The sequence below is a fragment of the Actinoplanes sp. TBRC 11911 genome, assembly GCF_012933445.1.
In the GTDB taxonomy this organism is placed as follows: Bacteria; Actinomycetota; Actinomycetes; order Mycobacteriales; family Micromonosporaceae; genus Actinoplanes.
Map to the genome: position 1 here is coordinate 42,686 of NZ_JABBNC010000005.1, position 25,012 is coordinate 67,697.

20 protein-coding genes are annotated in these 25,012 nt (G+C 70.0%); 11 read left to right on the top strand and 9 right to left on the bottom strand.

Annotated features, from left to right (window positions below; translation table 11 throughout):
- Positions 1-138 precede the first annotated feature (138 nt).
- Genes HH310_RS09725 through HH310_RS09735 form a run of 3 tightly spaced genes read left to right on the top strand, consistent with a single transcriptional unit; the run spans position 139 to position 1,952 of the window.
- Positions 139-582 carry a hypothetical protein gene (locus HH310_RS09725; RefSeq protein WP_169175131.1) on the top strand — a complete coding sequence of 148 codons (444 nt, stop codon included), beginning with the start codon at positions 139-141 and terminating at the stop codon, positions 580-582.
- Positions 583-611: 29 nt separating this feature from the next.
- Positions 612-1,187, top strand: coding sequence for a copper resistance CopC family protein (locus HH310_RS09730; protein ID WP_248293856.1), 576 nt, complete (start codon positions 612-614; stop codon positions 1,185-1,187).
- Between the two features lie 45 nt (positions 1,188-1,232).
- On the top strand, positions 1,233-1,952 hold the full coding sequence (locus HH310_RS09735; protein ID WP_169175132.1) for a YcnI family protein: 720 nt from the start codon (positions 1,233-1,235) through the stop codon (positions 1,950-1,952).
- Positions 1,953-2,009: 57 nt separating this feature from the next.
- On the opposite strand, the gene HH310_RS09740 is transcribed toward HH310_RS09735, so the two are convergent.
- On the bottom strand, positions 2,010-3,980 hold the full coding sequence (locus HH310_RS09740; RefSeq protein WP_169175133.1) for a protease pro-enzyme activation domain-containing protein: 1,971 nt from the start codon (positions 3,978-3,980) through the stop codon (positions 2,010-2,012).
- 343 nt (positions 3,981-4,323) lie between these two features.
- Here HH310_RS09740 and HH310_RS09745 point away from each other — a divergent pair, with 343 nt between their 5' ends.
- Entirely contained in the window at positions 4,324-7,554 is a 3,231-nt protein-coding gene (locus HH310_RS09745) for a S8 family serine peptidase (protein WP_169175134.1), read from the top strand.
- A 740-nt stretch (positions 7,555-8,294) separates the two neighbouring features.
- Here the strand turns inward: HH310_RS09745 and tnpC are convergent.
- Positions 8,295-9,728, bottom strand: coding sequence for an IS66 family transposase (gene tnpC / locus HH310_RS09750; RefSeq protein ID WP_169175135.1), 1,434 nt, complete (start codon positions 9,726-9,728; stop codon positions 8,295-8,297).
- 563 nt (positions 9,729-10,291) lie between these two features.
- Here tnpC and HH310_RS09755 point away from each other — a divergent pair.
- A complete protein-coding gene (locus tag HH310_RS09755; protein ID WP_169175136.1) occupies positions 10,292-11,605 on the top strand; it encodes an FAD-dependent monooxygenase in 1,314 nt (437 codons plus the stop codon).
- 72 nt (positions 11,606-11,677) lie between these two features.
- Here HH310_RS09755 and HH310_RS09760 read toward each other — a convergent pair whose 3' ends face one another.
- The 4 genes from HH310_RS09760 to HH310_RS09775 are packed head-to-tail and all read right to left on the bottom strand — an operon-like array spanning position 11,678 to position 15,651.
- Complete coding sequence (locus HH310_RS09760; protein WP_312033938.1) at positions 11,678-13,663, bottom strand: AfsR/SARP family transcriptional regulator; 1,986 nt, start codon at positions 13,661-13,663, stop codon at positions 11,678-11,680.
- Positions 13,660-14,412: an N-acetyltransferase gene (locus HH310_RS45275; RefSeq protein ID WP_169175137.1), complete on the bottom strand. Its 753-nt coding sequence runs from the start codon at positions 14,410-14,412 to the stop codon at positions 13,660-13,662. The genes HH310_RS09760 and HH310_RS45275 overlap by 4 nt, the downstream gene beginning before the upstream one ends.
- Before the next feature lie 51 nt (positions 14,413-14,463).
- Positions 14,464-15,393: an RNA polymerase sigma factor gene (locus tag HH310_RS09770; protein WP_169175138.1), complete on the bottom strand. Its 930-nt coding sequence runs from the start codon at positions 15,391-15,393 to the stop codon at positions 14,464-14,466.
- Positions 15,394-15,453: 60 nt separating this feature from the next.
- Positions 15,454-15,651 (bottom strand): hypothetical protein, encoded by a 198-nt coding sequence (locus HH310_RS09775; RefSeq protein WP_169175139.1) that lies wholly within the window; start codon positions 15,649-15,651, stop codon positions 15,454-15,456.
- A gap of 229 nt (positions 15,652-15,880) precedes the next feature.
- Here HH310_RS09775 and HH310_RS09780 point away from each other — a divergent pair, with 229 nt between their 5' ends.
- Entirely contained in the window at positions 15,881-17,779 is a 1,899-nt protein-coding gene (locus HH310_RS09780; protein ID WP_169175140.1) for a glycoside hydrolase family 15 protein, read from the top strand.
- A gap of 31 nt (positions 17,780-17,810) precedes the next feature.
- Complete coding sequence (locus HH310_RS09785) at positions 17,811-18,950, top strand: Fic family protein (protein WP_169175141.1); 1,140 nt, start codon at positions 17,811-17,813, stop codon at positions 18,948-18,950.
- Here HH310_RS09785 and HH310_RS09790 read toward each other — a convergent pair.
- Positions 18,925-19,629 carry a TetR/AcrR family transcriptional regulator gene (locus HH310_RS09790; RefSeq protein ID WP_169175142.1) on the bottom strand — a complete coding sequence of 235 codons (705 nt, stop codon included), beginning with the start codon at positions 19,627-19,629 and terminating at the stop codon, positions 18,925-18,927. The genes HH310_RS09785 and HH310_RS09790 overlap by 26 nt on opposite strands.
- A gap of 90 nt (positions 19,630-19,719) precedes the next feature.
- Here HH310_RS09790 and HH310_RS09795 point away from each other — a divergent pair, with 90 nt between their 5' ends.
- Positions 19,720-20,652: an amidohydrolase family protein gene (locus tag HH310_RS09795; RefSeq protein WP_169175143.1), complete on the top strand. Its 933-nt coding sequence runs from the start codon at positions 19,720-19,722 to the stop codon at positions 20,650-20,652.
- A gap of 9 nt (positions 20,653-20,661) precedes the next feature.
- Here the strand turns inward: HH310_RS09795 and HH310_RS09800 are convergent, their stop codons facing one another.
- Positions 20,662-22,659: a GAF domain-containing sensor histidine kinase gene (locus HH310_RS09800; protein WP_169175144.1), complete on the bottom strand. Its 1,998-nt coding sequence runs from the start codon at positions 22,657-22,659 to the stop codon at positions 20,662-20,664.
- 210 nt (positions 22,660-22,869) lie between these two features.
- On the opposite strand from HH310_RS09800, the gene HH310_RS09805 reads away from it, so the two are divergent.
- From HH310_RS09805 to HH310_RS09815, 3 genes are all read left to right on the top strand, one after another.
- Entirely contained in the window at positions 22,870-23,241 is a 372-nt protein-coding gene (locus tag HH310_RS09805) for a nuclear transport factor 2 family protein (protein WP_169175145.1), read from the top strand.
- A 56-nt stretch (positions 23,242-23,297) separates the two neighbouring features.
- Entirely contained in the window at positions 23,298-23,684 is a 387-nt protein-coding gene (locus HH310_RS09810; RefSeq protein WP_169175146.1) for a nuclear transport factor 2 family protein, read from the top strand.
- A 75-nt stretch (positions 23,685-23,759) separates the two neighbouring features.
- The gene (locus HH310_RS09815; protein ID WP_169175147.1) at positions 23,760-24,248 is read left to right on the top strand and encodes a MarR family winged helix-turn-helix transcriptional regulator; all 489 of its coding nucleotides are present in this window, start codon (positions 23,760-23,762) and stop codon (positions 24,246-24,248) included.
- Positions 24,249-24,251: 3 nt separating this feature from the next.
- On the opposite strand, the gene HH310_RS09820 is transcribed toward HH310_RS09815, so the two are convergent.
- Positions 24,252-24,917 (bottom strand): TetR/AcrR family transcriptional regulator, encoded by a 666-nt coding sequence (locus HH310_RS09820; RefSeq protein WP_169175148.1) that lies wholly within the window; start codon positions 24,915-24,917, stop codon positions 24,252-24,254.
- Positions 24,918-25,012: the final 95 nt, after the last annotated feature.

The following is a 25,012-nucleotide window of genomic DNA, read 5'->3' on the forward strand; positions in this document are numbered from 1 at the left end:
CGGTACGCTCATGAGGCCACGGCGCGGGCGGCCGACCACACCCCGCCGGTGCCCATCGCCCAATTAGGATAAAGGTTCCCGGATGTGAATCACCGCGCCCCCGGGAACCACGGACGCCGCCGCGCCGACTGCCCGATCATGGCAAGGGAGACGCGCCCGCCACTGCGCCTGGTCACCGCCGACGACACCACACCCCCACCACGTCCCGTACGCCTGCGCCTACGCATCGCCATCGCGCTCGTCGGGTTCGTGCAGTTGTCGCTGGCCGTCGCGCAGCTGGCCGGGTTCTCGCTGGTCGACATCGTGGACGGCGGGCACCTCGACAACGAATCGGCGGCCTGGAACATCGCCATCGGGACCGGCCTGATCTGGGTGGCGCGGGCCGGCCGGTGCCCGCCCGGTGTGCTGATCATGCTGGTCGCGTTCGTCGGTGTGCTCACGCTGGTCACCGTCAGCGACGCGCTCGACGACGGCGTCGGCATCGCCCGGCTCGCCACACACGTCGTCGCGATCACCGGGTGCGTGCTCATTGCCGTCCTGCGGCGGCGCGGGAACCAAACCGCCGCGGCGAACGACTACTGATACGGGAACTTAAGCCCGGAAAGAGAACAATGATGCGAAAATTCCGGCGAGCGCGAACGCGAACGCGAACGGGCAAGCGACTACTGGTCGGGCTCGCGGTCGTCATCGCCGTCCTGCTGCCGAGCGCCCCGGCCTGGGCGCACAACCTGATGATCGGCTCCGACCCGGCGGCCGGGGCCCGGTTGACGACCGCGCCGAAGACCGTGACGCTTCGCTTTCTGCAGACGCTCAACACCGAGCACACGCAGATCACCGTCTCCGACGTATCGAGGCGGCTCGTCTCGACCACCGGGCCGGCGTTCGTCCGCAACACGGGAACCGTCACCTTCTCCCCCGGGCTGGCCAACGGCACGTACACGGTGAACTACCGCACCCTGTCCATCGACGGTCACGTGGTCGAGGGGTCGTTCCCGTTCACCGTGGCCGACCCGACCAAACCGGCAGCTCAGGTGCCTCAGCCGGCGGCCGCGTCGGTCGGCGGCGGCGGTACGTCCGCACCGCTGGTGATCGGCGTCGTCGTGCTCGCCGTTCTTCTCGTGGGCGCCGGCGCGGTCGTGTATCTGCGGTCCCGGCGGAACTTTTCGCCACCGGCCGCCGACCACTGAGCTGTTCAGCAAGGACCCAGGTAAAGATCAGAAAGGCTCTTACTGATGAAACGCTCGCTGCTCGGCCGCGCCGGTGTGGTCGCCGCCGTGGCCGCTGCCGCCGTGTTCGCCGTGGCCGGGCCCGCGTCGGCACACGTCACGGTCAACCCGAACTCGGCGACGCAGGGCGCCTACACCAAGGTGTCGTTCCGGGTGCCGACCGAAAGCGACACCGCCTCGACCACCAAGCTCGAGGTCAACATCCCCACCGACGCCCCGATCGCGTCGGTCTCGCTCAAGCCGGTGCCGGGCTGGACCGCCGCGACCGTGACCACCAAGCTGGCCACCCCGGTCAAGACCGACGACGGCGAGATCAGCGAGGCGGTTTCGAAGATCACCTGGACGGCGGCCAAGGGCTCGGAGATCAAGCCCGGCCAGTTCCAGGAGTTCGACGTCTCGCTCGGGCCGCTGCCGAAGACCAACCAGATCGTCTTCAAGGCCCTGCAGACCTACTCGGACGGCACCATCATCCGCTGGATCGACGAGCCGACCACCGACGGCAGCGAGCCGGAGAAGCCGGCCCCGGTGCTCAAGCTGACCGCGGCCGGAGCGGACACCGCCGCCGGTTCGGGGTCCGCGCCCACCGTCACCACGGTCGCGGCGACCAAGGACAGCGACGACGGCAACGGCGGCATGGCCTGGGGCATCGCCGGCCTGGCCGCCGGCGTGATCGCGCTGGTCCTCGGCCTCCTGGCGTACCGCCGGTCGGGCCAGAAAAGCGCCTGAAAAGCCCGGAGGCCGTCACCGCAGCGGTGACGGCCTCCGGGTCTCGGGCGTAACGGTTCAGTGCAGCGCGCTGAAGAACTGCGGGCCGTTCGGCGTGCCCACACCGGTTTCGGTGTCGTAACCCGGGTGGTCGTGCAGCGTCGTTACCTGCGAGTCGATCGTCTCCAGCTTGAACGTCGTGCCACCGCTGGGGTCGACCTGGTTGACGTAGTCGTCGCGCACCTGGGTCGCCGGCTTCTTCGGCGCGCTGACGTCGAAGAGCGCCGACGTGTTCAGCAGCCGGTAGAGGGCCGGATTGACGAACCCGAGCCGGCGGTGCTCCTTCTGGCTGGCGACCGCGAGCATGCCGGCGATCAGCGGCGAGGAAAGACTCGTGCCCCCGATCCGGAACTGGTTGAACGTGGTGCCCTCGGGCAGGACCTGCGTCGCGCCGACGAGCATGCCCGAGTTCGAGTCGCCGGTGGCCGCGATGTCCGGCACCGTGCGCATGGCCTTGCCGCCGACCGTCGCGTCCGCCTTGGCGACCCTGCCCTTCTGGTAGAACGGCTGCGCGTAGATGGCGCTCGGGCCACCGCCGCCGCCCGCGACCCATTCCGGCTGACCCCAGCCGCCCTTGCCGTCCGGCATGGCGTACGCGGTCTGCCAGCCGTATTCGAACTGGCGCCGGCCGTCCCGGTCGATGCCGACGGTGGTGCCGCCCACGCCGGTCACGAACGGCAGGTCGGCGGGGAACTCGGCGGTCTTGGCGGCCGGGTCGGTGCCGGCCGTGTGGTCCCCGGCGTCGCCGCTGCTGAACGTGACGGTAATGCCGGTCAGCGCCGCCTCCAGCGAGAACTGCTCGAAGAACCGCACGAAGTCCGCGCCCATCAGCGTGATGTCGTCGGTGCCGAAGCCCCACGAGTTGGTGATGATGTCCGCGACGTGCGAGTCGATGGTCTCGGCCCACGCGTTGCTCAGCCCGGTGTCGCAGTCGGCGCCGCCGACGTAGACGACATCGGCCCCCGGAGCTGTCGCGTGCACCGCCTCGATGTCGATGGACTGCTCGACGTACCAGCCCTGCGGGTCGCACTCGTCGAGCAGGCCGTAGCCGTCCGGCGCGGGCGTGATCTGCCGGTACTGCCCGGGACGGAAGGCCGGCTGGTGGTGCAGCTGGTTGTACTTCTGCGCGTCGGCCGGCATGGTCGGCGACGCGTAGGCATCGACCACGGCCACCGTCGTCCCGCGCCCGTCAAACCCGGAACGAAGCAAAGAGCTTTCCCCGTACGCCGATTGGAGTTGCTGTGGCGTGTAACCGCAGACGACGTACGGCTGCTTCTGGCCGTTGAACGGGGGTTGGTCGGTGGCGGTCTTCTGTCCGAAGTAGTCGGAGCACGGCTCGGCGGCCCGGAATCCCGGCCCGGGGCCCGGCTCACGGTCGGCCGGCTTGAACGGCTGGGCGCCCTGGTCGATGCCCAGCACGCCGCTGACCGCGCTGACGACCGGCGCCGGCGTGTCGGCCGGCAACGTCAGCGTGTCCGCGTTCGCGTGCACGGTGCGGCCCTGGTAGGAGTAGTTGTTGACGGTGGTGCCGAAGGTCTTGTTGATCTGCGCGGCGGTTCCGCTGACCTCGATGTAGCTGCCGCTCGGCAGGGTCTTCTCGACCTGGAAGCCTTGTGAGGTCAACCAGGTGCGGGCGGCGGTGACGTCCGACGGGCTCGGCGCGTACCGGCTGCGGAACTGCTCCGGCGTGAGCGCCTTGCCGAAGCCGGGATCGGCCGGGTCCGAGATCCGCTGCAACGTGGCGACGGCGTCGTCGGTGTTACGCAGACCCAGAAGCAGGCCGAAGTCGATGCGGCTGGCGCTCGGCGTGGCGCCCAGGTTCCGGGCCCGGGGCAGCCATTGCGGCTTGCTGCTGGACAGGGTGTGGCGGCTGGGTGAGGGGCTCGGCGGTGCTGCGGACGCGGGTGCTGCGGATGCGGTGATCGCCAGCGCCACGGCCCCCGCCACGGCTGGGGCGAAAGCGCGTCCGCGCAGAGAAAACCCGCCCATACGGTGCCTCCAAAGTGCATGGAGAGAATTGAACGGCGTCCAGCAGAACCCGGTCCGAACAACCCGGTCAAGATCTCGAACAAAAACGTTCCGCTCCTCACAGGACGGACGAAGTCCCCTTTCACACGACACCTTTCTGCGGTCTTTGCGTCACCACGTAAATGTTCACCGTGATGGATACCACCACGTTGAACAAAAGCGTTTATCCCGCGTGCCCGCAACGGATCGAGCACAGGCGTACGGATAAAAGCTTGTCGAATTGCACGGAATTCATGGCGAGCCCAGGGATATTCATCACTGTGACGTGAGGCAGCGGCGGGCAACCCGGCGGCGTCCAGGAGGTATGTATCGATCACACCGGATGGCGGCCGGGGCTGCGGCCACCGTCATCCTGACTCTCGGCCTGGCCGGGAGCGGCACCGCGCAAGCCGCCCGGCCCGCGGACCACCCGGAGGCCTCGCGCGCGGTCACGCTGATCACCGGTGACACGGTGACGCTGCTTCCCGGCAACGCGGTCAGCGTCCATCATGGACCCGGTCGTGCGAAGATCCCGATGCTCACCAGCACGACCGGCGGGCACGTCAGCGTCATCCCGGCCGACGCGTTGCCGATGCTGAACGCGGACCGCGTGGACCGGCGCCTCTTCGACGTCACCGAACTGCTCAGCTCCGGGTACGGCGACACCCGCGGCGACCTCCCGCTCATCGTCGCCGAGTCGCCCGCCGCCACCGCCGCGGCCAAGGCGTCGTCCAGCCGGACCACCCGGCGGCTGCCCACCGTGGGAGCCGACGTCATCCGTACGCCCAAGAGTGCCGCCGGCAGGTTCTGGCATGCCCTGACCACCCCCGCTGCCACCGGGAAGGTCTGGCTCGACGCGGTCGGCCATGTCACCGGCGCGGAAGGCGTGCAGCAGATCGGCGCGCCGGCGGCCTGGCAGGCCGGTCTGACCGGGGCCGGTGTCACGGTGGCCGTGCTCGACACCGGCATCGACACCACCCACCCCGACCTGGCCGGCAAGGTCGACGACCAGGTCGACTTCACGCCGGTCGCCGACGGCGGCGCACCGACCCGGGACGACATCCACGACGTCAGCGGGCACGGCACGGTCGTCGCCTCGGTCATCGCCGGCACCGGAGCGGCCTCCGGCGGACGGTATCGCGGCGTCGCACCGGACGCGCGGCTGATCTCCGGCAAGGTCGGCGACGGCGACATCATGGAGTCGTCGCTCATCGCGGCGATGGAGTGGGCCTCGGGCGAGAAGCACGCCCGCGTCATCAACATCAGCATCGGTTTCCCGGACTCGCCCGGCGACGACCCGCTCGACACCGCGGTGAACCGGCTGACCGCCGCCAACGGCTCACTGTTCGTCATCGCGTCCGGCAACGACGGCGCCCGCGGCGTCACCTCGCCGGGCGACGCCGACGCCGCGCTGACCGTCGGAGCCGTCGACCACGACGAGCACCTGTGGGCGGGGTCGAGCCGCGGTCCCCGGCTGGGCGACGGCGCCGTCAAGCCGGACGTGACCGCTCCCGGCGTGGACGTGACCGGCGCGAAGAGCGGCGACAGCTTTCCCGATCCGGGGCAGCTTTACACCACCGAGTACGGGACGTCGCTGGCCGCGCCGCACGCCGCTGGTGCCGCCGCCATCCTGGCCCAGCAGCATCCGGGCTGGACGCAGCCGGCGCTGAAGTCCGCGCTGATGGGATCGGCCACCCCCGCCGCGGACCTCGACGTGTACGAGCAGGGCGCCGGACGCGTCGACGTCGGCACGGCGGTGCACGCGCCGGTGTATGCCGATCCGCCCACGTTCAGCCTCGGCCAGACCTGGCCGCACACCGACGACACCCCGATCGCCAAGGCTCTCACCTATCGCAACACCGGCACCCGCCCGGTCACGCTCGCGCTGCGGCTCGACGTGACGGGTCCCGACGCGAAGCCCGCCCCGGCCGGACTCTTCGGCCTGGGTTCGCAGACGCTGACGGTGCCGGCCGGTGGCGTCGCCAAAACCACCATTTCGGTACGCCCGTTGGCCTCCGCCCCCGACGGCTACTACTCCGGGCGGGTGACCGCCACGAGCGGCGACCTGCACGTGACCACCCCGGTCGGGCTGAACCGGGAGCCGGAACAGCACACGCTCACCCTCGAGCACATCGACCGCGACGGCCAGCCGACCGAGAACTTCTACACCAAGGTCATCGGCCTGGACAGCCAGCTCGTCATCGACTCGGTCGACCACTACCAGGCCGGTAGCACCGCGTTGACGCTGCGGGTCCCGTCCGGCCGCTACGCGGTGGTCACCGCCATGTACGACGCCGCGTTCAACGGCGTCGCCATCACCCAGCCGGTCCTCGACGTCAATGCCGACCAGACCGTACGCCTCGACGGCCGCCAAGCGGGAGCGGTCACCATCGCGCCACCCGACACCGGCGTGGTCAACAGCGTCACGGACGTCACCGTCGGGGTGCGCGGGCCGGCCGACTGGACCACAGTGGACATGGCGGTGGGTGACGGCGCCTCGCTCTACACCGCGCAGCTCGGCAAGAACGGCTCGGCCACCGGTTTCGTGTCGGCGATCCGGGCGGCATACCCCGGCTACCAGCTGGCCTGGCACTGGCCGGGCCGGCTGCCGAGCGGCCTGGTCCGGAACGTGCCGGCGACCGACCTCGCCACCGTGAACCGCACCTACCGGCGGCAGGCGTCCGCCGCCGACCCGGCCCTCGAGACCGGCAACGGCTTCGCCGGCTTCCCGCTGACCATGGCCACCGTGTACGCCCCGTTCACGCCGACGGTGCGATACAACAACGACCCCGGCACCACCTGGCGTACGACCGTGAGCGAGGAGGCGTACGACCCGAACTACAGCGTCGCGTACCTCGACGGCGGCGAGACGACGTACGAGGCCGGCGAGGCGTACCGGGAAAGCTTTGGTGACGGGGTGCTCGGCCCGTGTCTGTCCACCGCGGATTGGACGGCGAGCGCGCTGACCCTCGACGTGCCGATGTTCTGCGACGCGGCCGGCCACACGAGCCGCGTCGACTTCACGACCGGGACGACCACGCTGACCCGCGACGGTGCCCTGATCGCCGACGGCGACCGTGGCGGCCGGGCCACCGTCATCGCGGCACCGAAGGCCGGGCGGTACCGGCTCACCGCGGACGCTTCGAGGCCCTCGTTCGACCTGTCCACCCGGACTACCGCCGACTGGTCGTTCAGCATCACCGCGGCCGACGCCGGCAAGCCGCTTACGGTGCCGCTGTCGGTCGTGCGCTTCCGGCCTTCGCTGGACGCGACGAACACGGCCCCGGCGGGTGCCGTGTTCACGATTCCGCTGGAGGTGCGGCAACAGCCCGGCAGCGTGGTGCAGCCGGTGACGTCGGTGCGGGTCGAGGCGTCGTTCGACGAAGGCGAGACGTGGCAGCCGGCCGCGGTCACGCGCGGAGCCGGCTCCACGTTTCAGGCGAGGGTGACCCACCCGGCCACGCCCGGGTTCGTCGCGTTGCGCGCGACGGCCGCCACCGCGACGACCAGCGCGACCGTCACGGTGCAGCGCGCGTACCTGACCGCAACCCGCTGAGAAATGCTCGACGCCGAGTTGATGGGCCGCGGCGAGAACCGGGAGCACGGTCTCGGCCGGCCAGTGGCCGAAGATGAGCCGCGGTCCAGTGCGTTCAGCTCGGGCCGTTTCAGCAACGACCGGCCCGCGGGGCGCTGTGGGGAGTCGCCACGGCCGGAAGGTCCCAGCTGCCCATAAGCGGGTCCAACATGTCAGAGGGTAGGCGGCGCGAGAACCAGCTGAACAGTTCCACTATTCGGAACTGTTCAGCTGGTTCCGTCGGTCGGGAGTCCCCGTGCGAGACGACGCCGCCAGGCCCGGGCAGGTCCCAGCTCCCCCCAATGGGCGCCCCCCACGCGGGTGTGGGCAGTCGCGACGCCGGGGAGGCTGTGGCTGCCCACACCGCGGCCACCCTCACCCACGTGTGGGGAATCGCGACGCCGGGAAGGCTGCAGCTCCCCACACCGCGGCCACCCCCACCCACGTGTGGGGAATCGCGACGCCGGGAAGGCTGCAGCTCCCCACACCGCGGCCACCCCCACCCACGTGTGGGGAATCGCGACGCCGGGAAGGCTGCGGTTCGCCACACCGCGGCGACCCACAGCGGGTGTGGGCACCCGCCACGGCCGGAACGTCCCAGCTCCCCACAGCGACGGCCCTCAGCTCAGCCACGCCAGGCCAACGCATCGGAGGGTGAGCGGCGCGAGAACCAGCTGAACAGTTCCACTATTCGGTCACAGGCACCCGCATCGTGTGACTGTTCAGCTGGTTTGGGGGAGCCAGGTGTGTCCGGTGTGGAGTTGGGTGAGGGCGTCGAGGGCGTTGATGCCGTGTTTGCGGGTGGTGGTTAGGTAGGAGCGGATGGCGCAGAAGGTGTGGGCGCCGGTCCAGGTGCGGAGGCCGCCGCTGATTTTTTGGCGGAGTTTGACCATGCGGATGTCGCGTTCGACGAGGTTGTTGTCGAACGGGACGGCGAGGTTGTAGGCGAAGCGCAGTACGTCGTCGGCGTGTTCGCGTAGGCGGGCGAGCAGCCGCACGATCGATGAGCGGGCTTCGCGCCCGGCCGGTGGTGGGTGCAGGGCGTGGGCGTAGGCGAGCAGGCTGTCGTAGCGTTTGCGGTAGCCGGCCAGTAGCCGGGGGCTGATCGTGTCGGCGCCGTGGGTGCGGGCGTAGCGGGCCATGGTGTTGATCTCGGCGAGCAGCCGTGAGAGGTCCGCTGCCCAGGTTTGGGTGGGTTGGGTGTCCAGGATCGCGGCGAGTTCGCGCAGGTGGTGGGCGTTGCATAGTTGGTGGGCGGTGCCGTAGGCGCGATACGGGCTGAACCCGTCGTGCACGGCGATGCCGGTGAAAACGGGCAGGATGCCGGCGGCTTTCATACCTTCGTGGCCACGGTTCGGGTGCACGCTGAACAGGGCGAGGTTCTCGGTGGCGGCGGCGTTGACCCAGGCCAGCTTGCCGTCGACGCGTAGTCCGGTCTCGTCGAAATGCGCGACCGGGGCGGCGGCGATCAGGTCCCGCACGATCGCCAGGAATTCGTCGAGACCCTCGCCGGTCTGCGTCACGATCGTGGAAAGGGTACCGGCCGACATGCTCACGCCGAGCAGATCCGCGAGGGTCTCACCGGCGCGTTGATACGGCAGATGCTGGTAGCCGACCAGATAACTGGCGATCGCGCGGACCCGCGGCCCGTACTGCACCGGCGCGCCGGTGCTAGCCGGAGCTTGCGCCATGGTGACGGTCCCGCACCGGCAGGCCCGGTGCTGCAGCCGATGCTCGGTGACGTCCAGGCGCACCTGCGGCAGGTCGAACACCTGCCGTGTCTCGACCGAGGTCACCGGCGCCCGCCGCAACGACGCCCCGCAGCCGCGACAGGCCCGCGGCCGGTGCACGATCACCCGGTCCGGGTTGTCGACCTGCCGCAACGTCACCCCGGGTTCGCCCGGCTGTTTACCCGGCGAACGACCCGAGACCTCCCGCCGCGAACGCGGCGGCGGTTTGCGCAACCCGTCCGATGACGGCGGCTTCGACGAGGTCCGCGAGTCCTTACGCAGCAACGCTTCCAACTCGGCCACCCGAGCGGTCAACACCTCGATCCGGGCATCACGCTCGGCGATCAGCGCATCCTTGCCGGCCAGTGCCGTCTCCAGCCGGGCCAGCCGCCCGAGCAGCTGCTCAACCGACGGGGAACCGGACACAACACCCAGGATGCCCCAAGCCACCCACCAAGATCAAGTACCCCAGCTCAGGAACCAGCTGAACAGTTACGCATCGTGGACGATCGTCCGAAGAGGACGATTGATTTGGCTGTATCGCCCTTTTTACCGCCGCCATTTTCCGCCCGATTTCGAGACCTTGGAGAGTTGCGCCCATATGAGCCATAACTCTCCAAGGTCTCGAAAACCCGCCCTGACTCCGCGGAACGCGGGGCGTTAAATCACTATAAAGGCGACGAGTGTTTACTTGACGCGCCCGGGGCCACGGAAACGAACGCTCGTTCTCGGGCACTGCGGCTCGCGTTCACGTCGATGAGCCTCAAAACGAACGCTCGTTCTTGGACATCCGGCTCGCGCCGAGAGCAGACGGCCTCGGAAAAACGAACGCTCGTTTCTTGGACATCCGGCCCGCGCCGAGAGCAGACAGCGTCGGAAAAACGAACGCTCGTTCCCGGTACACCCAGGCTCGCGTCCGTGCCGACGACGCGGAGAACGAACGGATTTGTGCTGCGCCAAGCAAACGCTTTCGCGGCTAACGTCCCAGTGTGGACAACACTGCTGTAGTCATCGGGGCGGGGATCGCCGGGCTTGCCGCGGCGCGGGTGCTGAGCACCCGGTACTCGAGCGTCACCGTTCTCGACCGGGACAGCCTGCCGGAGCGGGCCGTGCCCCGGCGGGGTGTGCCGCAGAGCGGGCACGCGCACATCCTGCTGATCTCCGGGCTGAACGAGCTCAACGAGCTGTTTCCCGGGTTCGAGGCGGAGTTGCTGGCCGGCGGCGGCGCCACGTTCGACACCGGGACCGGGCTGGCTTGGTTCCGGTCCGGTCGCCGGTCGCGGCCGGTACCGACCGGCATGGCGCTGGTCTCGGTGAGCCGGCCTGGGCTGGAGACGGCCGTCCGGAACCGGGTCGCCGAACTGCGCGAGGTGACGATCCGCGACGAGGTGGCGGTGTCCGGGCTGACCGGATCCGGGGACGCGGTGACCGGCGTGGTTCTCGACAACGGCGAGACGATCGCCGCGGACCTGGTGGTCGACTGTACCGGGCGCGGGTCGCGGTCCGACCGGTGGCTGGCGGCGCTCGGCTTCCCGGCGCCCGCCCAGGTGGAGATCAAGGTGGGCATGACCTTCTCCACCCGGTACTTCCGCCGCCGGCCCGGTGACCTGCCGGACTGGCAGGCCGCGCTCATCCAGCCGGAGCCGCCGCACCAGAAGATGTACGGCGTGGCGCTGCCCGTCGAGGACGACCGCTGGGTGATCGAGCTCGGCGGGTGGCGCAGCACCGACCCGCCCGAGGACGGGGAACAGTTCGCGCGGGCCGTGAAGGACCTGCCCGACCCGATGATCAGCGAGCTGGTGAGCCGGGCCGAGCCGGTCTCCGACGTGACGATCGCCCGGTTCCCGTCCAACCGGCGGCGGCTCTTCGAGAAGCTCGGCCGGCTTCCCGCGGGTTATGTCGCGCTCGGGGACGCGCTGTGCAGCTTCAACCCGGTGTACGGGCAGGGCATGACCTGTGCGCTGCAGGAAGCCGCCACCCTCGGCCGGGTTCTGGACTCGCACCACGCGCGTACGGACGCGGCCATGGCCAGGGCGTTCTACGCGGCGGTCGCGAAGGTCATCCAGACGCCGTGGCAGTTCGCGGTCGGCAACGACTTCAACTACCCGGAGACGACCGGGCCACGACCCGCCGGCATCAAAATCACCAATTGGTACGCCGGGAGGGTCATGCGGGCCGCCCAGGTCGACGCGGAGGTCAACCGCACCTTCGTCGCGGTGCAGCAGCTGCTGACCCCGCCGAGCGCGTTCTTCCGGCCGGGGTTCGTGGCGCGCGTGCTGAGCCGGGGCGGCCGGCCGCGCTGACCCGCGTCACGCGTGCCGAGGTGAGGAGTCACGCCTGCCGGGGTGGGGAGTCACGCCTGCCGGAGTGAGGCGTCACGGCTTGCCACGGTGAGGAGTCACGGCCTGCGAGGGTTGAGGAGTCACGGCTTGCCGGGGTGGCCAGCGCTGTGCCCCGGCGTAAGAGATCTCGGCGATCCGGCCACCAATCTCGTCGACCGCCTCGCGCATCACGCTCGTGCCGCCGGGCCGCATGGTGTACATGACGTCGCAGGCCGTGCGCCACGCGCGGCATGAGCCGGACAAGTCGCCGGTGGCCAGCATGACGTCGGCCAGCCGGATCGACGCCCGGAACACGGTGGCCCGGCTTCCGGATTCGCCGGCCGCCACGTCGAGGCCGCCGTGTTCGCGGAGCCGGGCGACGACCGTCTCCAACGGCAGGTGCGGATGGGAGCCGAGCCGCCCGGCCAGAAGAGCGAGAGCCAGCGGCAGCCGGCCGCACAGCTCGACGATCTCCGCCAGGGCGCCCTCGTCGACGAGGTGGGTCCTTTCCAGACGGCGCCGTAGAAGGTCCCGCGCGGACCTCGCATCCGGCAGGCCGACGTGCAACAGGTGTGCGCCGGCGAACGCGGCCAGCCCGGTCAGCGGCTCCCGGCTGGTCACCAGCACCAGGCTGCCGGGCGCGTTCGGGAGCAGCGACCGCACCTGTTCGGCGTCGCGGGCGTTGTCGAGCAGCACCAGCGCCCGCTTGCCGGCGGTCAGGCTGCGGTATGCACCCACCCGGGCGTCGAAGGTCGCCGGCAGAACGCGCATCCCGAGCGAGTCCAGCAGCGACCGCAACGGCTCGTCCGAAACACCGCCGCCGCCGCGCAGGTCGACGACGAACTGGCCGTCCGGGAATTGATCCGCGACCGAGTGCGCGAAGTGAACGGCCAGGGTGGACTTTCCGGCGCCGCCGATCCCGTCCAAGGCCACGACCAGCGGGCTCGTACGCGGCTCGCGAATCAGGTCGCCGAGCGCCGCCAGTTCGCTCTCCCGGCCGGCGAAGAACGGCAGGTCGGGCGGTAGCTGCGCGGGCGGGGTGACTGGAGCAACAAGGGCAGGCGCGGGCGCAGCGGCAAGCCCGGCCGGGTCAAAACGCGCGAGAGCGGCGGCGTCGACACGCGCGGGCGCGGCCCTGTCAAAACGCGCGAGAGCAGCCGGGTCGACACCGGCGGGCGCGGCCACATCGACACGCACGGGCGCGGCCGCATCTACACGCGCGGGCGCAGCCACGTCAACACGCGCGGGCGCGGCCACATCGACACGCGCGGGCGCGGCCCCGACGCCCGGCGCCACCGTCTGACTCAGCACCCGCCGATGCGCCTCCTGCAACGCCGCACCGGGTTCGATGCCGAGCTCCTCGGCGAGCCGCCCCCGCACCGCCCGGAACGTCCCGAGCGCCTCGGCCTGGTGCCCCGCCGCCGCCAGCGTCGTGATGAAGCTGGCCAGCACCGGTTCGTGCAGCGGCGCCATCGAAACGGCCAGACGCAGCGCACCCAGCACGTCCTCGGCCCGCCCGGTGCCGACGGCCAACTCGGCCGCCGCGCGGCAGGCGTCGTAGAACTCCCCGTCCAGCGCCGCGAACATGGCAATCGCGCGCGGACTGGACGGCAGGTCGCCCGCCGCGGCCGGGCTGCGCCACATCTCGAGCGCCTTCAGGTACCCGTCGAGCAGGTCGTCCGCGCCGGCCGCCCGCACCAGTTTGCGGAACTCGGCCAGGTCGAGCATGCCGGGCGCGGCTTGGAACAGATAGCCGTTGCCGTGCCGCAGCAGGTACGAGCCGCTCTCCCGGAACGACAGCTCGGGTTCGAGCAGGCGGCGCAACGCACCCACGTACTTGTGGATGACGTTGACGGCACTCGCCGGAGCCTCGACCCCCCAGATGAGGTCGACGAGATCAGTCGTGCTGATCGGGCGGCCGTCCGCGGCGAGCAGCAGCGCCAGCAGGTGACACTGCTGCCGGGGCCCGGCGTCGAGCTCGGCGCCGTCGCGCCACAGCCGCAGCGGGCCGAGAAGCTGGATGCGCACAACAGTCCTCACGTGAGCTGGTAGCAGTGATAGCGCGACACCGTCTCGAATCCGATCCGCCGGTAGACGGGCTCGCCCTCGCTGCTGGCCTGCAGCGTGACGACGCGGCGGCCGGACTCGGCGGCGATGCGCACGGCCTCGACGGTGAGGGCGGTCGCGATCCCGCGCCTGCGGTAGGCCGGGTCGGTCGCGATGCAGTACAGCGCGGCGACCTCGGTGCCGAGCGACAGCGTGCAGGTCGCGACCGTGGTGCCGTCCACGATCCCGGCCAGGCGCAGGACGTCGAGCGAGGCGTAGTTCATCTCCGCCGCCACGACCGGGTTCAGGTTGGTGACGTCATGACCGAGGGGCCCCGCGTACGCGCGTACGAGATCCGTCATTTCGTCCCGAGTCGTGGCTGGAACGATCTTGAGCGAAGGTGGCGCGGAAAAGTCCTGATATTTCGAGGTGTCCACCGCCATCACCGGCATGTCGGCGAACAGCGTGGCACCGCGAGCGAGCAGCAAAGCCTCGGTCCCCGGATCGCTGTCGGCGCCGACCCACCAGCCCCACGGCAGGCCGGACAGCTCCCGCCGGGCTTCGTCGATAGCGTCGCCGATCGGCCGGCTACGCACCCGTAGCACGCCGTTGAGCAGCGGGTGCGCGATGCCGCTGCGATAAATCGGCAGGTCAACGCCGGGCTCGGTGCCGGACCAGCCGCACCAGAACGTGCGGTTGGCGGCGAGCTGCGGCTCTACATCGTGGATGGTTTGTGTGTTCACACCATCAGGAGTCCGTACGCCCGCGGGAAAGTTCGAGTTCCGGCCGGATTTTTATCCGAGCGCCGGTCGAGGCGTACGGAAAAGGCGGGTTTGACGGACGCGGCCCTTTTTGTCGCTCAGCAGCCACGTCGCGCCGGGCGGGCAATGATGCGGGTCGTGCGGCGGGTTGACGAAGCCCATCTCCCAGACCGTGATGCCGGGCCCCGCGGTCACCGCGTTCAGCCGGTAGGTCACGCCGTCACGGTGATCGCGAGCCATCACCTCGAAGATCGACTCCAGCCCGACGGTCTGCACGCCCTCCGGCCAGAACATGGCCACGTCCTTGTGCCAGCGGTCGACAATCCGGCCCGACGGCATGCCGCTGGCGGCGGCCGACAGGATCGCGATCGCCTCCTCGCGCCGCTCGGTGGTCCGCGCCGCGACGTCGTCGTGCCGGTCGTCGCGCACCCGCGGGAGGATCTCGGCGAGCTGCCGGCGGGCCTCGCTCAACCGGCTGCGGACCGTTCCGACCGGAATGCCGCAAAGCTGCGCGATGTGCTCGTACGAGTTGTTCCCGGAGAAGTAGCGCAGCATCGCCACCGGCTGCACGGCCGGGGTCAATTGTCCGAGCGCATGCCAGATCCAGTCCCGCATCGCGCTGTTCTCGATGCGGACGATCGGGTCGTCCAGATCGTCGGCGAGCAGGTTCTCGCCGGCCACCCCGACCGGCACGGGCGTACGCGCCCCGAGCGCCCGGCGGCAGTTGTTCCGGACGATGGCGTGCAGCCAGGAGCGCAAGGCGGCGGGGTCGCGCAGCTCGCCGATCCGGCTGAGCGCGGTGATCGCCGCGTCCTGGCAGGCGTCCTCGGCCTCCGGAACGGCACCGAGGATCGAGGTCGCGACCGCGAGCATGCCGGCGTAGTGCATTTCGTACAGCAGGGCGAAACTGGGGCGATCTCCTTGCTGGGCGGCACGGACGATCTCGGTATCGACGGGTTGCATTCCCCCAACGGTAGCGCCGCGCTCTGAACCGCCGATCCAGTCGCCGTCAACTCGCCGCGGTCAGCGGTCCTCGCGCCGGCCCGACTGCTCGTCCTCTTCCATCGTGTCCGGAATGCAGGTGGCCATCGCGGGCCGCCCGACCACGGAGTGCTGGCGGTTGATCGTGGCGGCCATCGCGTTTCCCTCCTCGATGGAGCACGCGATATCGGTGATGGTCTGATAGGGATGCGTCGCGCTGACGACGATGAGACGGGCCATGAGATCGTCCTCCTTTTCCGCCGTTGACTATCCACAAACGGATATCGGCCGGAAACGGTTCGGGCAAATAACCGTCAGTGGCGCCTGGCACAACGAACGATCAAAGTGCGGTCACTTGACCGACGCGGCGGAAAATCAACGCGCACCACAATGGGCGCGCTTCGAAAACCGGAAACATTTGCCGGTCTCACTCTGGCGCGGGCGGCCGAAGCGGACGAGCATCGCAAGCATGAGCGAGGCGTTGACGTCGCAGCCGTGGGCCCGCAGCCCCTTCCCCCCGATCGCCGACTATGCCTTCCTGTCCGACTGCGAGGCGACCTGCCTGGTCGCCCCGAACGGCGCGGTCGAGTGGATGTGCCTGCCCCGGCCGGACTCCCCCAGCGTGTTCACCACGATGCTGGATCGCAGCGCTGGCTCGTTCCGGCTGGGCCCGTACGACGAGATGGTGCCGGCCGCGCGCCGCTACATGCCGGGCAGCCTGATGGTGGAGACCACCTGGCAGACCCGCACCGGCTGGCTGATCGTCCGCGACGCGCTGTGCATGGGACCGTGGCACAACTTGGACGAACGCTCGCACACGCACCGCCGCTCGCCGACCGACTACGACGCCGAGCACTGCCTGTTACGCACGGTCCGGTGCGTGAGCGGGTCGGTCGACCTGTCGATGACCTGCGAGCCGGTGTTCGACTACGGGCGGCGCGAGGCCAGCTGGCGATACGAGGGCCCCGGCTACGGCGAACTGGTGGCCGAGGGCGATGTCACGCTGCGGCTGACCACCGACCTACGGCCTGGCATCGAGGGGCGGGGCCTGCACGCGCGTACGAGAATGGTCGAAGGTGACTGGCATTTCGTGGCGTTGTCGTGGTCGCCGCTGCCGCCGCCGCGCACCCTGGACGAGGCCCGCGAGCGGATGGAACGCACCTCGGAGTACTGGCGGCAGTGGATCACGCTGGGTAACTTCCCGGACCATCCGTGGCGCAGCTACCTGCAGCGCAGCGCGCTCACGCTCAAGGGCCTCACGTACGCGCCGACCGGGGCGTTGCTGGCCGCGGCGACGATGGCGCTGCCGGAGACCCCGCACGGCGAACGCAACTGGGACTACCGCTACGCCTGGGTGCGGGATTCGACGTTCGCGCTGTGGGGCCTCTACACGCTCGGCTTCGACCGCGAGGCCAACGACTTCTTCTACTTCATTCAGGACGCCTGCCGCGACGGCCACCCGCTGCAGGTGATGTATCGCGTCGGCGGGGAACGGGAGATCGAGGAGGAATCCCTGCCGCACCTGTCCGGCTATGAGAGCGCATTTCCCGTACGCGTCGGCAACGCGGCCTATAAACAGCGGCAGCACGACGTGTGGGGCGCCGTACTCGATTCGGTCTATTTGCACGCGCGTTCCCGGGAGCAACTGCCGGAGTCCTTGTGGCCGGTGCTCAAACAACAGGTGGAACAGGCGGCCGCGCATTGGGAGGAACCCGACCGCGGCATCTGGGAGGTCCGCGGCGAGCCCCAGCATTTCGTGTCCAGCAAGGTGATGTGCTGGGTGGCGCTGGACCGCGGTGCGCGCCTGGCCCGCCTGTACGACGAGCCGGAGTACGCGGACAAATGGCAGACGCTCGCCGACCAGATCCACGCGCAGGTGTGCGCCAACGGCGTGGACGACCGCGGGGTGTTCGTGCAGCGCTACGGGTCGTCCGCGTTGGACGCCTCCCTGCTGCTCCTGCCACTGATGCGGTTCCTGCCGCCCGCCGACCCACGGATCCGCGCCACCGTGCTGGCGATCGCGGCGGAGCTGACCGTGGACGGCCTGGTGCTGCGCTATCGCGTCGACGAGACCGACGACGGCCTCTCCGGCGAGGAGGGCACGTTCACGATCTGCTCGTTCTGGCTGGCCGCCGCCCTGGTGGAGATCGGCGAGGTGGACCAGGCCCGCAAGCTGTGCGAGCGGCTGCTGGCGTACGCGAGCCCGCTCGAGCTGTACGCCGAGGAGATCGACACGTACAGCGGCCGGCACCTGGGCAATTTCCCGCAGGCCTTCACCCACTTGGCCCTGATCAACGCGGTCATGCACGTCATCCGAGCCGAGCAGAGCCAGGCCCCGGGCCAGTTCACCCCCGCCAACCCCGCTTGACATGACGATTGCGTCACTCTCTCATGTGGTCGTGCTGTTCCCTACTCCGCTCCTGACCCCCGCTGACCGGAGAGTTCTGGCCGGCGTCGACGCGATGCGCGACGGGCTTCGTCGCCAGCTACAGGGTTGCCCCGGCACGTGGACGTCCGGGCTGCGCAGGTTCCTGACGGCCGACGCTGTCGCCGCCTCCAACTCCATCGAAGGCTTCCGCGTCAGCACGCAGGACGTCCAGGACTTGATGGCCGGCGAGAAGGACGTCGAAGTGTCCGACGAGAACCGCGCGGAAACTCTCGCGTACGAGCGCATGATGAGCCACGTGCGGTCGCTGCACGACGTCGCCGACTTCGAATACAGCAAAGGCCTGCTGAACGCCCTGCACTGGATGCTGCAAGGGCATCGCCACACACGCAACAAGCCGGCCGGGCAATGGCGGGCCGGCCAGGTCTATGTCACCGATCCCCGAGACCCGTCGGTCGCGGCATACACCGCGCCCGCCGCGGCGGCGGTCCCCGCTCTGATGGCCGAGCTCGTCGCCTGGCTCAACACCGACGACGACGTGCACCCGCTCATCCGCGCGGCCATGGCCCATCTGCACCTGGTGTCCATCCACCCGTGGGCGGACGGCAACGGCCGGATGTCCCGATCGCTGCAGACCCTCATGATCGCCCGCGAAGGAGTCCTCGCCCCGGAGTTCTCCTCGATCGAGGCGTGGCTTGGGCGGCCGGGCAACACGTGGGACTACTACCGGGTGCTCCAGAGCCGGGGCGCCACCTATCAACCCGATCAGGACGTCTCCGACTGGATCCGGTTCAACCTGGTGGCGTACCACCAGCAGGCGCAGACCGTGCGGCATCGGCTGGACCGGTCCGCGGCCGTGTGGGAGCTGCTCACCACGTTCGCCGGCACCGCCGGATGGGATGAACGAGTCGTGTCGGCGCTGCACGACGTCGCCCTCGCCGGCCGGGTCCGGCGCTCGCGCTACGAGCAGGCCGAGGGCCTCACCCTGCAGCAGGCCCAACGCGATCTGCGCGACCTGGCCGCGGCCGGCGTGCTCGCCACCGTCGGCCGCACCCGCGCTCGCTACTACACCGAAGGATCCGGGTTCCCCGCGGCGGCGTTGGAGCTGGCCCGCACGCCGTTCTCGCTCACCCAGCCCTACGCCGGCGACTGACGACGGCAGCCGGGACGACGAAGCCTGCGTACGCGCTGAGGAACACGTCGACGCCGGAGGTGACCAGCGCGTCCAGTTCGCCGTCGTCGAAGCGGTAGGCCGGGCGGAACGTGCGGATGAGCTGGGCGGCGCCGATCGTCATCGCGATCAGCTGCCGGACGGCGGCGCGGGGGTCCGGGACCTGGAGCGTGCCGCGCTGGTCGAGGGCGGTGAAGGCGCGCACCAGGGCGTCGTCGTGCACGATGTTGATCCGCGCCCACACCTCGCCGAGCTGCGGGAAGCGCTCCACCTCGCCGATCACCAGGCGGCGCAGCGTCATGATGTCCTCGCGCAGCACCACCTCGACCCAGGCGCCGAGGAAGTCGACGAGCGCGGTTCGCAGGTCGGGCGCGTCGGCGATCCCGTCGGCGCGAGGTCCGAGATCGGTGTAGCTGTCCCGGAGGTAGCCGCCGATGACGGCGAGGAAGAGCCGCTGTTTGTTGCCGAAGTGGCTGTAGATCGTCGGCTTCGAGACGCCCGCCCGCGTGGCGATGGAATCGACCGACGCTCCGGTGTAGCCGCGCTGGACGAACTCGGCGATGGCGGCCTCGGTGATCGAGGCGCGTTTCCGCCCGGAGGCGCTCAGCGGCTTTGCCAAAACGGGAATGCCCAGCTCGTCGGTGTCTGTGTCGTCCGCCACGGAGCGAGCCTAGCAAACTAAACCGTGTGGTGTGATTTTACTGAACGGTGTAGTTTGGTTCGGCGGTTGAAGGCGAGTGAAGGAGTGATTATGCGTATCGATGTGCACGCCCACCTGTGGACCGACGAGTATCTGGACCTGGTGGAGGCGTACGGGCAGAACGCCTCTGTTCATCGGGGTCTCGGCGCGGGTGGCAGCGCCGCGGAGCTGGACGCCCGATTCCGGCTGATGGATTCCGCGGGCGTCGACCGGCAGGTGCTGTCGGTCTCGCCCCGGGTCCCGCATCTGGTCGACGAGCGGGAAGCCGTGCAGGCGGCACGGCTGGCCAACGACACGTACGCCGAATTCACCGCACATTATCCGGAGCGGTTCTCCGCCTTCGCCGCCCTGCCGCTGCCCCACCTGGACGCCGCGCTGACGGAGCTGGCCCGCGCTCTGGACGACCTCGGCATGCTCGGCGCGGCCGTGACCACCGACGTCCTGGGCAAGTCGCTGGCCGATCCCGTCCTGACACCGCTGTGGGAGGAACTCGACCGGCGCGGCACCGTCCTCTATGTGCACCCGGCGGGCGAGTCCGCTCGCACCCCGCTGATCGCCGAGCACCACATGACCTGGATGGTGGGCGCGCCCGTCGAGGACACGATCGCGGTGACCCAGCTGCTGCTCGCGGGCATCCCGAGCCGCTACCCGAACGTGAAGATCATTATCTCGCATCTGGGCGGCGCGTTGCCCATGCTGCTGCAGCGGATCGACAACCAGTCCGTCTGGGAAGCCCCCGGCGCCCCGGAGAAGCCGAGCGACGCGGCACGCCGGCTCTGGTACGACACGGTCGGGCACACCCACCTGCCGGCGGTGCGGGCGGCCGCCGAGACGTTCGGTGCGGACCGGCTCGTGCTGGGCACCGATTTCCCGTACGAGGACGGGGATCTGTTCCGCCGCGCCGTCAGCTATGTGGGCGAGGGCCTCGGCTCCGCGGGCGCGGACGTCCTGGACCGCAACGCCGCGCGACTGCTCGGCTTCTGAGCGCCGGCCCTAAAGGTGCGCCGGCGGCTCTAACGGAATGCGGCAGGTCACCGTCGTGCCGCTGCCGGCCGGGCTGTGCACGTCGAAGGTGCCGCCCAGCGCCTCGATCCGGTCCTTCAGGCCGAGCAGGCCGGTGCCGCGATCCGGGTCGGCCCCACCCACGCCGTCGTCGTGGACCCGCAGCGTCAGCAGGTTCCCGGACGCCTCCAGCTCGACGCGTACGGCTGCGGCATTGGCGTGTTTGACGGCGTTCGTCAGCATTTCCGAGACCACGTAGTAGGCACCCACCTCCACCGGCGCCGGGAGCCGGCCGTGCAGGTCGACCTCGATCTCCATCGGCACCGGGGCTCGCCTGGCGAGCGCTCGCAACGCGGCCTGCAATCCGGAGTCGGACAGGATCGCCGGGTGGATGCCGTGCGAGAGCTCCCGCAGCTCGTCGATGACGGTCAGCAGGCTCTCGGCGGCGTCCTCCAGCACCTCGCCGCGGCCGGCGGCGGCCGACGAGCGTAAACGCAGGGCCATGGTGACAAGACTCTGCTGTACGCCGTCGTGCAGGTCGCGTTCGATGCGGCGGCGGGTCTCGTCGGCGGCGGCCACGATGCGGGCTCGCGAGCTGGTGAGTTCGGCGCGGCTCTGCGCGTCGGCCACGGCGGTGGCGACCAGCTCGGTGAACTCGGACAGGCGTACCTCCAGGTCGGCGGGCAGTCGCCCGTGGTCGGCGCCGACCACGATCATGCCCCAGAGCCGCGCGTTGACCAGGACCGGCACGGCCACCGCGGACACCACTCCGCCCCGCTCGTAATACTCGCCGCCGGCCAGCGTGCGGTAGTCGTTGACGCGGGCGGGGCGGCCGGTGCGGCGTACCGTCTCCAGGATTCCCTCGCGCGGCACCGCCTCGTGCGGGTCGCCTTGCCGGTACGGGCCGGCGCTGCCCTCCTGGGCCACGAAGGTCACCGTGCCGTCCAGCTCGAAACGGACCAGCCGGGCGGTGCCGCCGCCGTCGCCGAAATGGCGGAGCACCTCCTTGTTGATCGCCGAGAAGATCAGTTCCGGGGGTTTGCCCTGCGCGATGAGCAGTGCCAGGCGGCGCAGCGAGGCCTGAACGTCCGCCAGTTCACTGAGCTGCTCGTCGGCCTCGGTGTTGGCGATCGCCATGGCGGCCAGCTCGGTGAAACCGGCGATGCGGGCCTGGTAACCGGGCTGGAAGTCGCCGCGGGTCGCCACCACGACCACGCCCCACGGCCGGGAACCCACCAGCACCGGCGTGGAGACCCCGGTGCGAATCTCGAGGTCGTCGGCCAGGCCACCGAACGGGCCGCGGTGCATGCCCGCGTTCGACAGCGAGGCCGATTCCCGGGTGTCGACGGCGGCGCGCATCATCATGCCCGGTTTGAGCCGCACCCTCATCCCGACCGGCATGACCTCGCGCAGCCGGCCGTACGAGCCGACGATGGTGACCCACGGGTCGCTGCCGGGGTCGCCGTCGTCGAGGCGGGCCACGCAGCTGGAGTCGGCGCCGATCAGGCCGGCGAGCTCGTCGGCGACCGCCTGGAACACCTCGGCCGGGCGGGCACCGCCGGCCACCAGGGTCGCCACCCGTCGTAACGCGGCCTGGTCGTCGGCCAGGAGTCCGCGGGCTCGTTCGGAGGCCACGGCGTTGCGGGCCGCCGTCGTGGTGACCCGGCCGACGATCACCGTCATCGCGATGAGCAGGCCGAGCACGGACAGGGCGGCGGCATTGAGGTCGCGCAGCGGCGGCAGGAAGAACCAGTCGTACGCCTGCACGGCCGCCACACCGACCGGCAACGCGTACAGGATGCCGGTCATCCGGGCGAGCACCAGCACGGCGGCGAGCAGGATCAGGCCCAGGACCACGGCGGGCACGTGCAGGTGCCGCGCGGCGACGCAGACGAGGCTCGCCACCGCGAACCCGGCGATCGCGGCGAGCACCGCCAGCACCACCTCGCCCCAGGGCCCCGGACGCCGATAGCTGAGCTGCACGTTCATGACGTTGCCACCTTCCCGAACGGAATTCTTCGGAGTGACGAAGGTCATAACCGAGGGTGGAGGGTCGGCCGTGATACGCACTGTGGACGGCAACGTTCACCGTTGTGACGCTTCTCGTGCGGCATTGGAAAGCGCAGCCCGCTGAGTTTAATGTTCAACTCAGCGGCGCACGCCTGCCGCTGCCAGCCCAGGAAACCGAGGAGGCCCGCCATGCCGGGCAACAAGTCAACCGCGCGCAAGGCCATGGACGAGCTGTTCAATCAGCGCGACATCACGGCCGTGGAGCGGTACTTCGCCGACGACTACATACAGCACAACCCGATGATCGCCGACGGTCGCGACGGCCTGATCGAACTTCTGCCGACGCTTCCCGAGGACTTCCGGTACACCATGCTGCGAGCGTTCGAGGACGGCGATCACGTCATCGCACTCGCCCGGATCGGTGGCTATCTCCCCGACGGCGATGCCGCGGTGGTCGACGTCTTCCGGTTCGAGGACGGCCGCATCGCCGAGCACTGGGACGTCGTCCAGGCGTACGTCCCGGATGATCGAACCGTGAGCGGCCATCCGATGCTGACCTGATTTTGCCCTTGACTTGAATGTTCAACTCACCGAGCGCGAAGAAGGATTCACGAAGCATGAGCACGACCGATGACGACGAGTCGCAGCGCAACATCGAAATCGTCCTGACCGCCATGCGCGAGCTTTTCGCCGACAAGGACGTCACCGCGCTCGATCGCTACTGGGCCGAGCCCTACACCCAGCACAGCCCGCAGATGCCCAACGGGCTGGACACGCTGCGCACCATCGTGCCCACCCTGGAGGGCTTCTCCTGGGAACCGCAGCGGATCGCCGCTTCCGGAGACCTCGTGTTCACGCACAGCCGGGTCCTGGGCTGGGCACCGGGCCCGGTGGTGATCGTCGACATCTTCCGCCTCGAGAAGGGGAAGATCGTCGAGCACTGGGACGTCGTCCAGGAGGAGGTCACCGCCGACGCCTCGGCGAACGGCAACGCGATGGTCTGAGATCCTTTACCGGTACGGGGGGTGCCCGGGGCGCGATCGCCGCGGGCACCGGATCGGCATGTCGAGGGGGTCGCGATGGAGCCGCAGCAGCACGACGCGTCGCACGCCCGTGTCGACGACGCGGACGACGCCGCCCGGGTCACCGCGTGGGAATCGCTCATCCTCGCCGCGCACGTGCTCGACGCCGCACTCGAACGGCAGGCACAACGCGACGGCGGCATCTCGCACGGCCAGTTCAAGATCCTCGTGCTGCTCGCCGGCACCCCGCGCGTCACCCTCGGGCTCAAGGACGTCGCGGACATCCTGCGCTACTCACTCAGCAGGCTCAGCCACGCGCTGGGCACCCTCGAACGCCAGGGCCTCGTCGTCCGCTACCCCGTCGTCGGTGGCCGGCGCGCGCAGGAGGCCACCCTCACGCCGGAGGGACGCAAGCTGGTCACCAAGGTTCTGCGCAGCCAGCGGAGCGCACTGCGTGACCCGGTGCTCGGGTCGCTGTCCGACGAGGACGTCGCGACCCTCACCCGCCTCAGCAACCACGTGATCGAGCACGTCGACACGGACTGAGAGCTACAGCGGCCGGCCGCGGGTCGGCCGACGGTGCACCGGGGGCCGCTGCATCGCGAGGACCAGCGGCGCGGCCGGCACCGACGGGGGCAACTCGCTGGGCCGGTCGGTGCCGAGCCCGTCGAGGGTGAGCCCGACGAAGCGCGGTGAGCCCTGCGGGAGGTCGCGGCCGAGCGCCTTCACGATCGCGGCGTTGGCGATCAGCACGAGAGCCATGTCCTCCGGGGTGAAGTCCGCGCGCAGCCGGCCCGCGCGCTTGGCCCCGCGGATCAGCCGGTTCTGCATGGCGTGCAGGCGCATCTGCAGCTGCGGCAGCCGCGGATAGACCGGCAGGTTCAACGTCAGGACGTCGGTGACGAGCTGGTCCTCGGCCTGCATCGCGCACATCCGCTGCACGTACGTGCGGAACGCCTCGCCCGCGTCCGGGATCCGCATGCACTCGCGCGCGATCGTCAGGTACCGCTCGACCCGGCCGACGAAGACCGCTTCGACCAATTCCGTACGGTCGGGGAAGCGCCGGTAGATCGTGCCGACGCCCACGCCGGCCTCCTTGGCGATCTCGTCCACGGGGGCGTGCACGCCGACCTCGGCGAAGACCTTCGTGGCCGCGGCGATGATGCGCTCGCGGTTGCGCTCGGCGTCCTTCCGCAACGTTCCGTCCCGTCCCATCGTTCCGCCTGCACTGTACGTGACGGCGCTGTGATGCCGCTCGCAGGAGAAGCCTCCGCGCGCTCGGTCAAGTTAGTCTTCAGCCCGATCCGGAA

Excerpts from the sequence above, each read along its gene's own strand:
- HH310_RS09725 (WP_169175131.1), top strand. The coding sequence starts at position 139 with ATGGCAAGGGAGACGCGCCCGCCACTGCGCCTGGTCACCGCCGACGAC.
- HH310_RS09730 (WP_248293856.1), top strand. The coding sequence starts at position 612 with ATGATGCGAAAATTCCGGCGAGCGCGAACGCGAACGCGAACGGGCAAG.
- HH310_RS09735 (WP_169175132.1), top strand. The coding sequence starts at position 1,233 with ATGAAACGCTCGCTGCTCGGCCGCGCCGGTGTGGTCGCCGCCGTGGCC.
- HH310_RS09740 (WP_169175133.1), bottom strand. The coding sequence starts at position 3,980 with ATGGGCGGGTTTTCTCTGCGCGGACGCGCTTTCGCCCCAGCCGTGGCG.
- HH310_RS09745 (WP_169175134.1), top strand. The coding sequence starts at position 4,324 with ATGTATCGATCACACCGGATGGCGGCCGGGGCTGCGGCCACCGTCATC.
- HH310_RS09770 (WP_169175138.1), bottom strand. The coding sequence starts at position 15,393 with ATGCAACCCGTCGATACCGAGATCGTCCGTGCCGCCCAGCAAGGAGAT.
- HH310_RS09775 (WP_169175139.1), bottom strand. The coding sequence starts at position 15,651 with ATGGCCCGTCTCATCGTCGTCAGCGCGACGCATCCCTATCAGACCATC.
- HH310_RS09780 (WP_169175140.1), top strand. The coding sequence starts at position 15,881 with ATGAGCGAGGCGTTGACGTCGCAGCCGTGGGCCCGCAGCCCCTTCCCC.
- HH310_RS09795 (WP_169175143.1), top strand. The coding sequence starts at position 19,720 with ATGCGTATCGATGTGCACGCCCACCTGTGGACCGACGAGTATCTGGAC.
- HH310_RS09800 (WP_169175144.1), bottom strand. The coding sequence starts at position 22,659 with ATGAACGTGCAGCTCAGCTATCGGCGTCCGGGGCCCTGGGGCGAGGTG.
- HH310_RS09805 (WP_169175145.1), top strand. The coding sequence starts at position 22,870 with ATGCCGGGCAACAAGTCAACCGCGCGCAAGGCCATGGACGAGCTGTTC.
- HH310_RS09810 (WP_169175146.1), top strand. The coding sequence starts at position 23,298 with ATGAGCACGACCGATGACGACGAGTCGCAGCGCAACATCGAAATCGTC.
- HH310_RS09815 (WP_169175147.1), top strand. The coding sequence starts at position 23,760 with ATGGAGCCGCAGCAGCACGACGCGTCGCACGCCCGTGTCGACGACGCG.
- HH310_RS09820 (WP_169175148.1), bottom strand. The coding sequence starts at position 24,917 with ATGGGACGGGACGGAACGTTGCGGAAGGACGCCGAGCGCAACCGCGAG.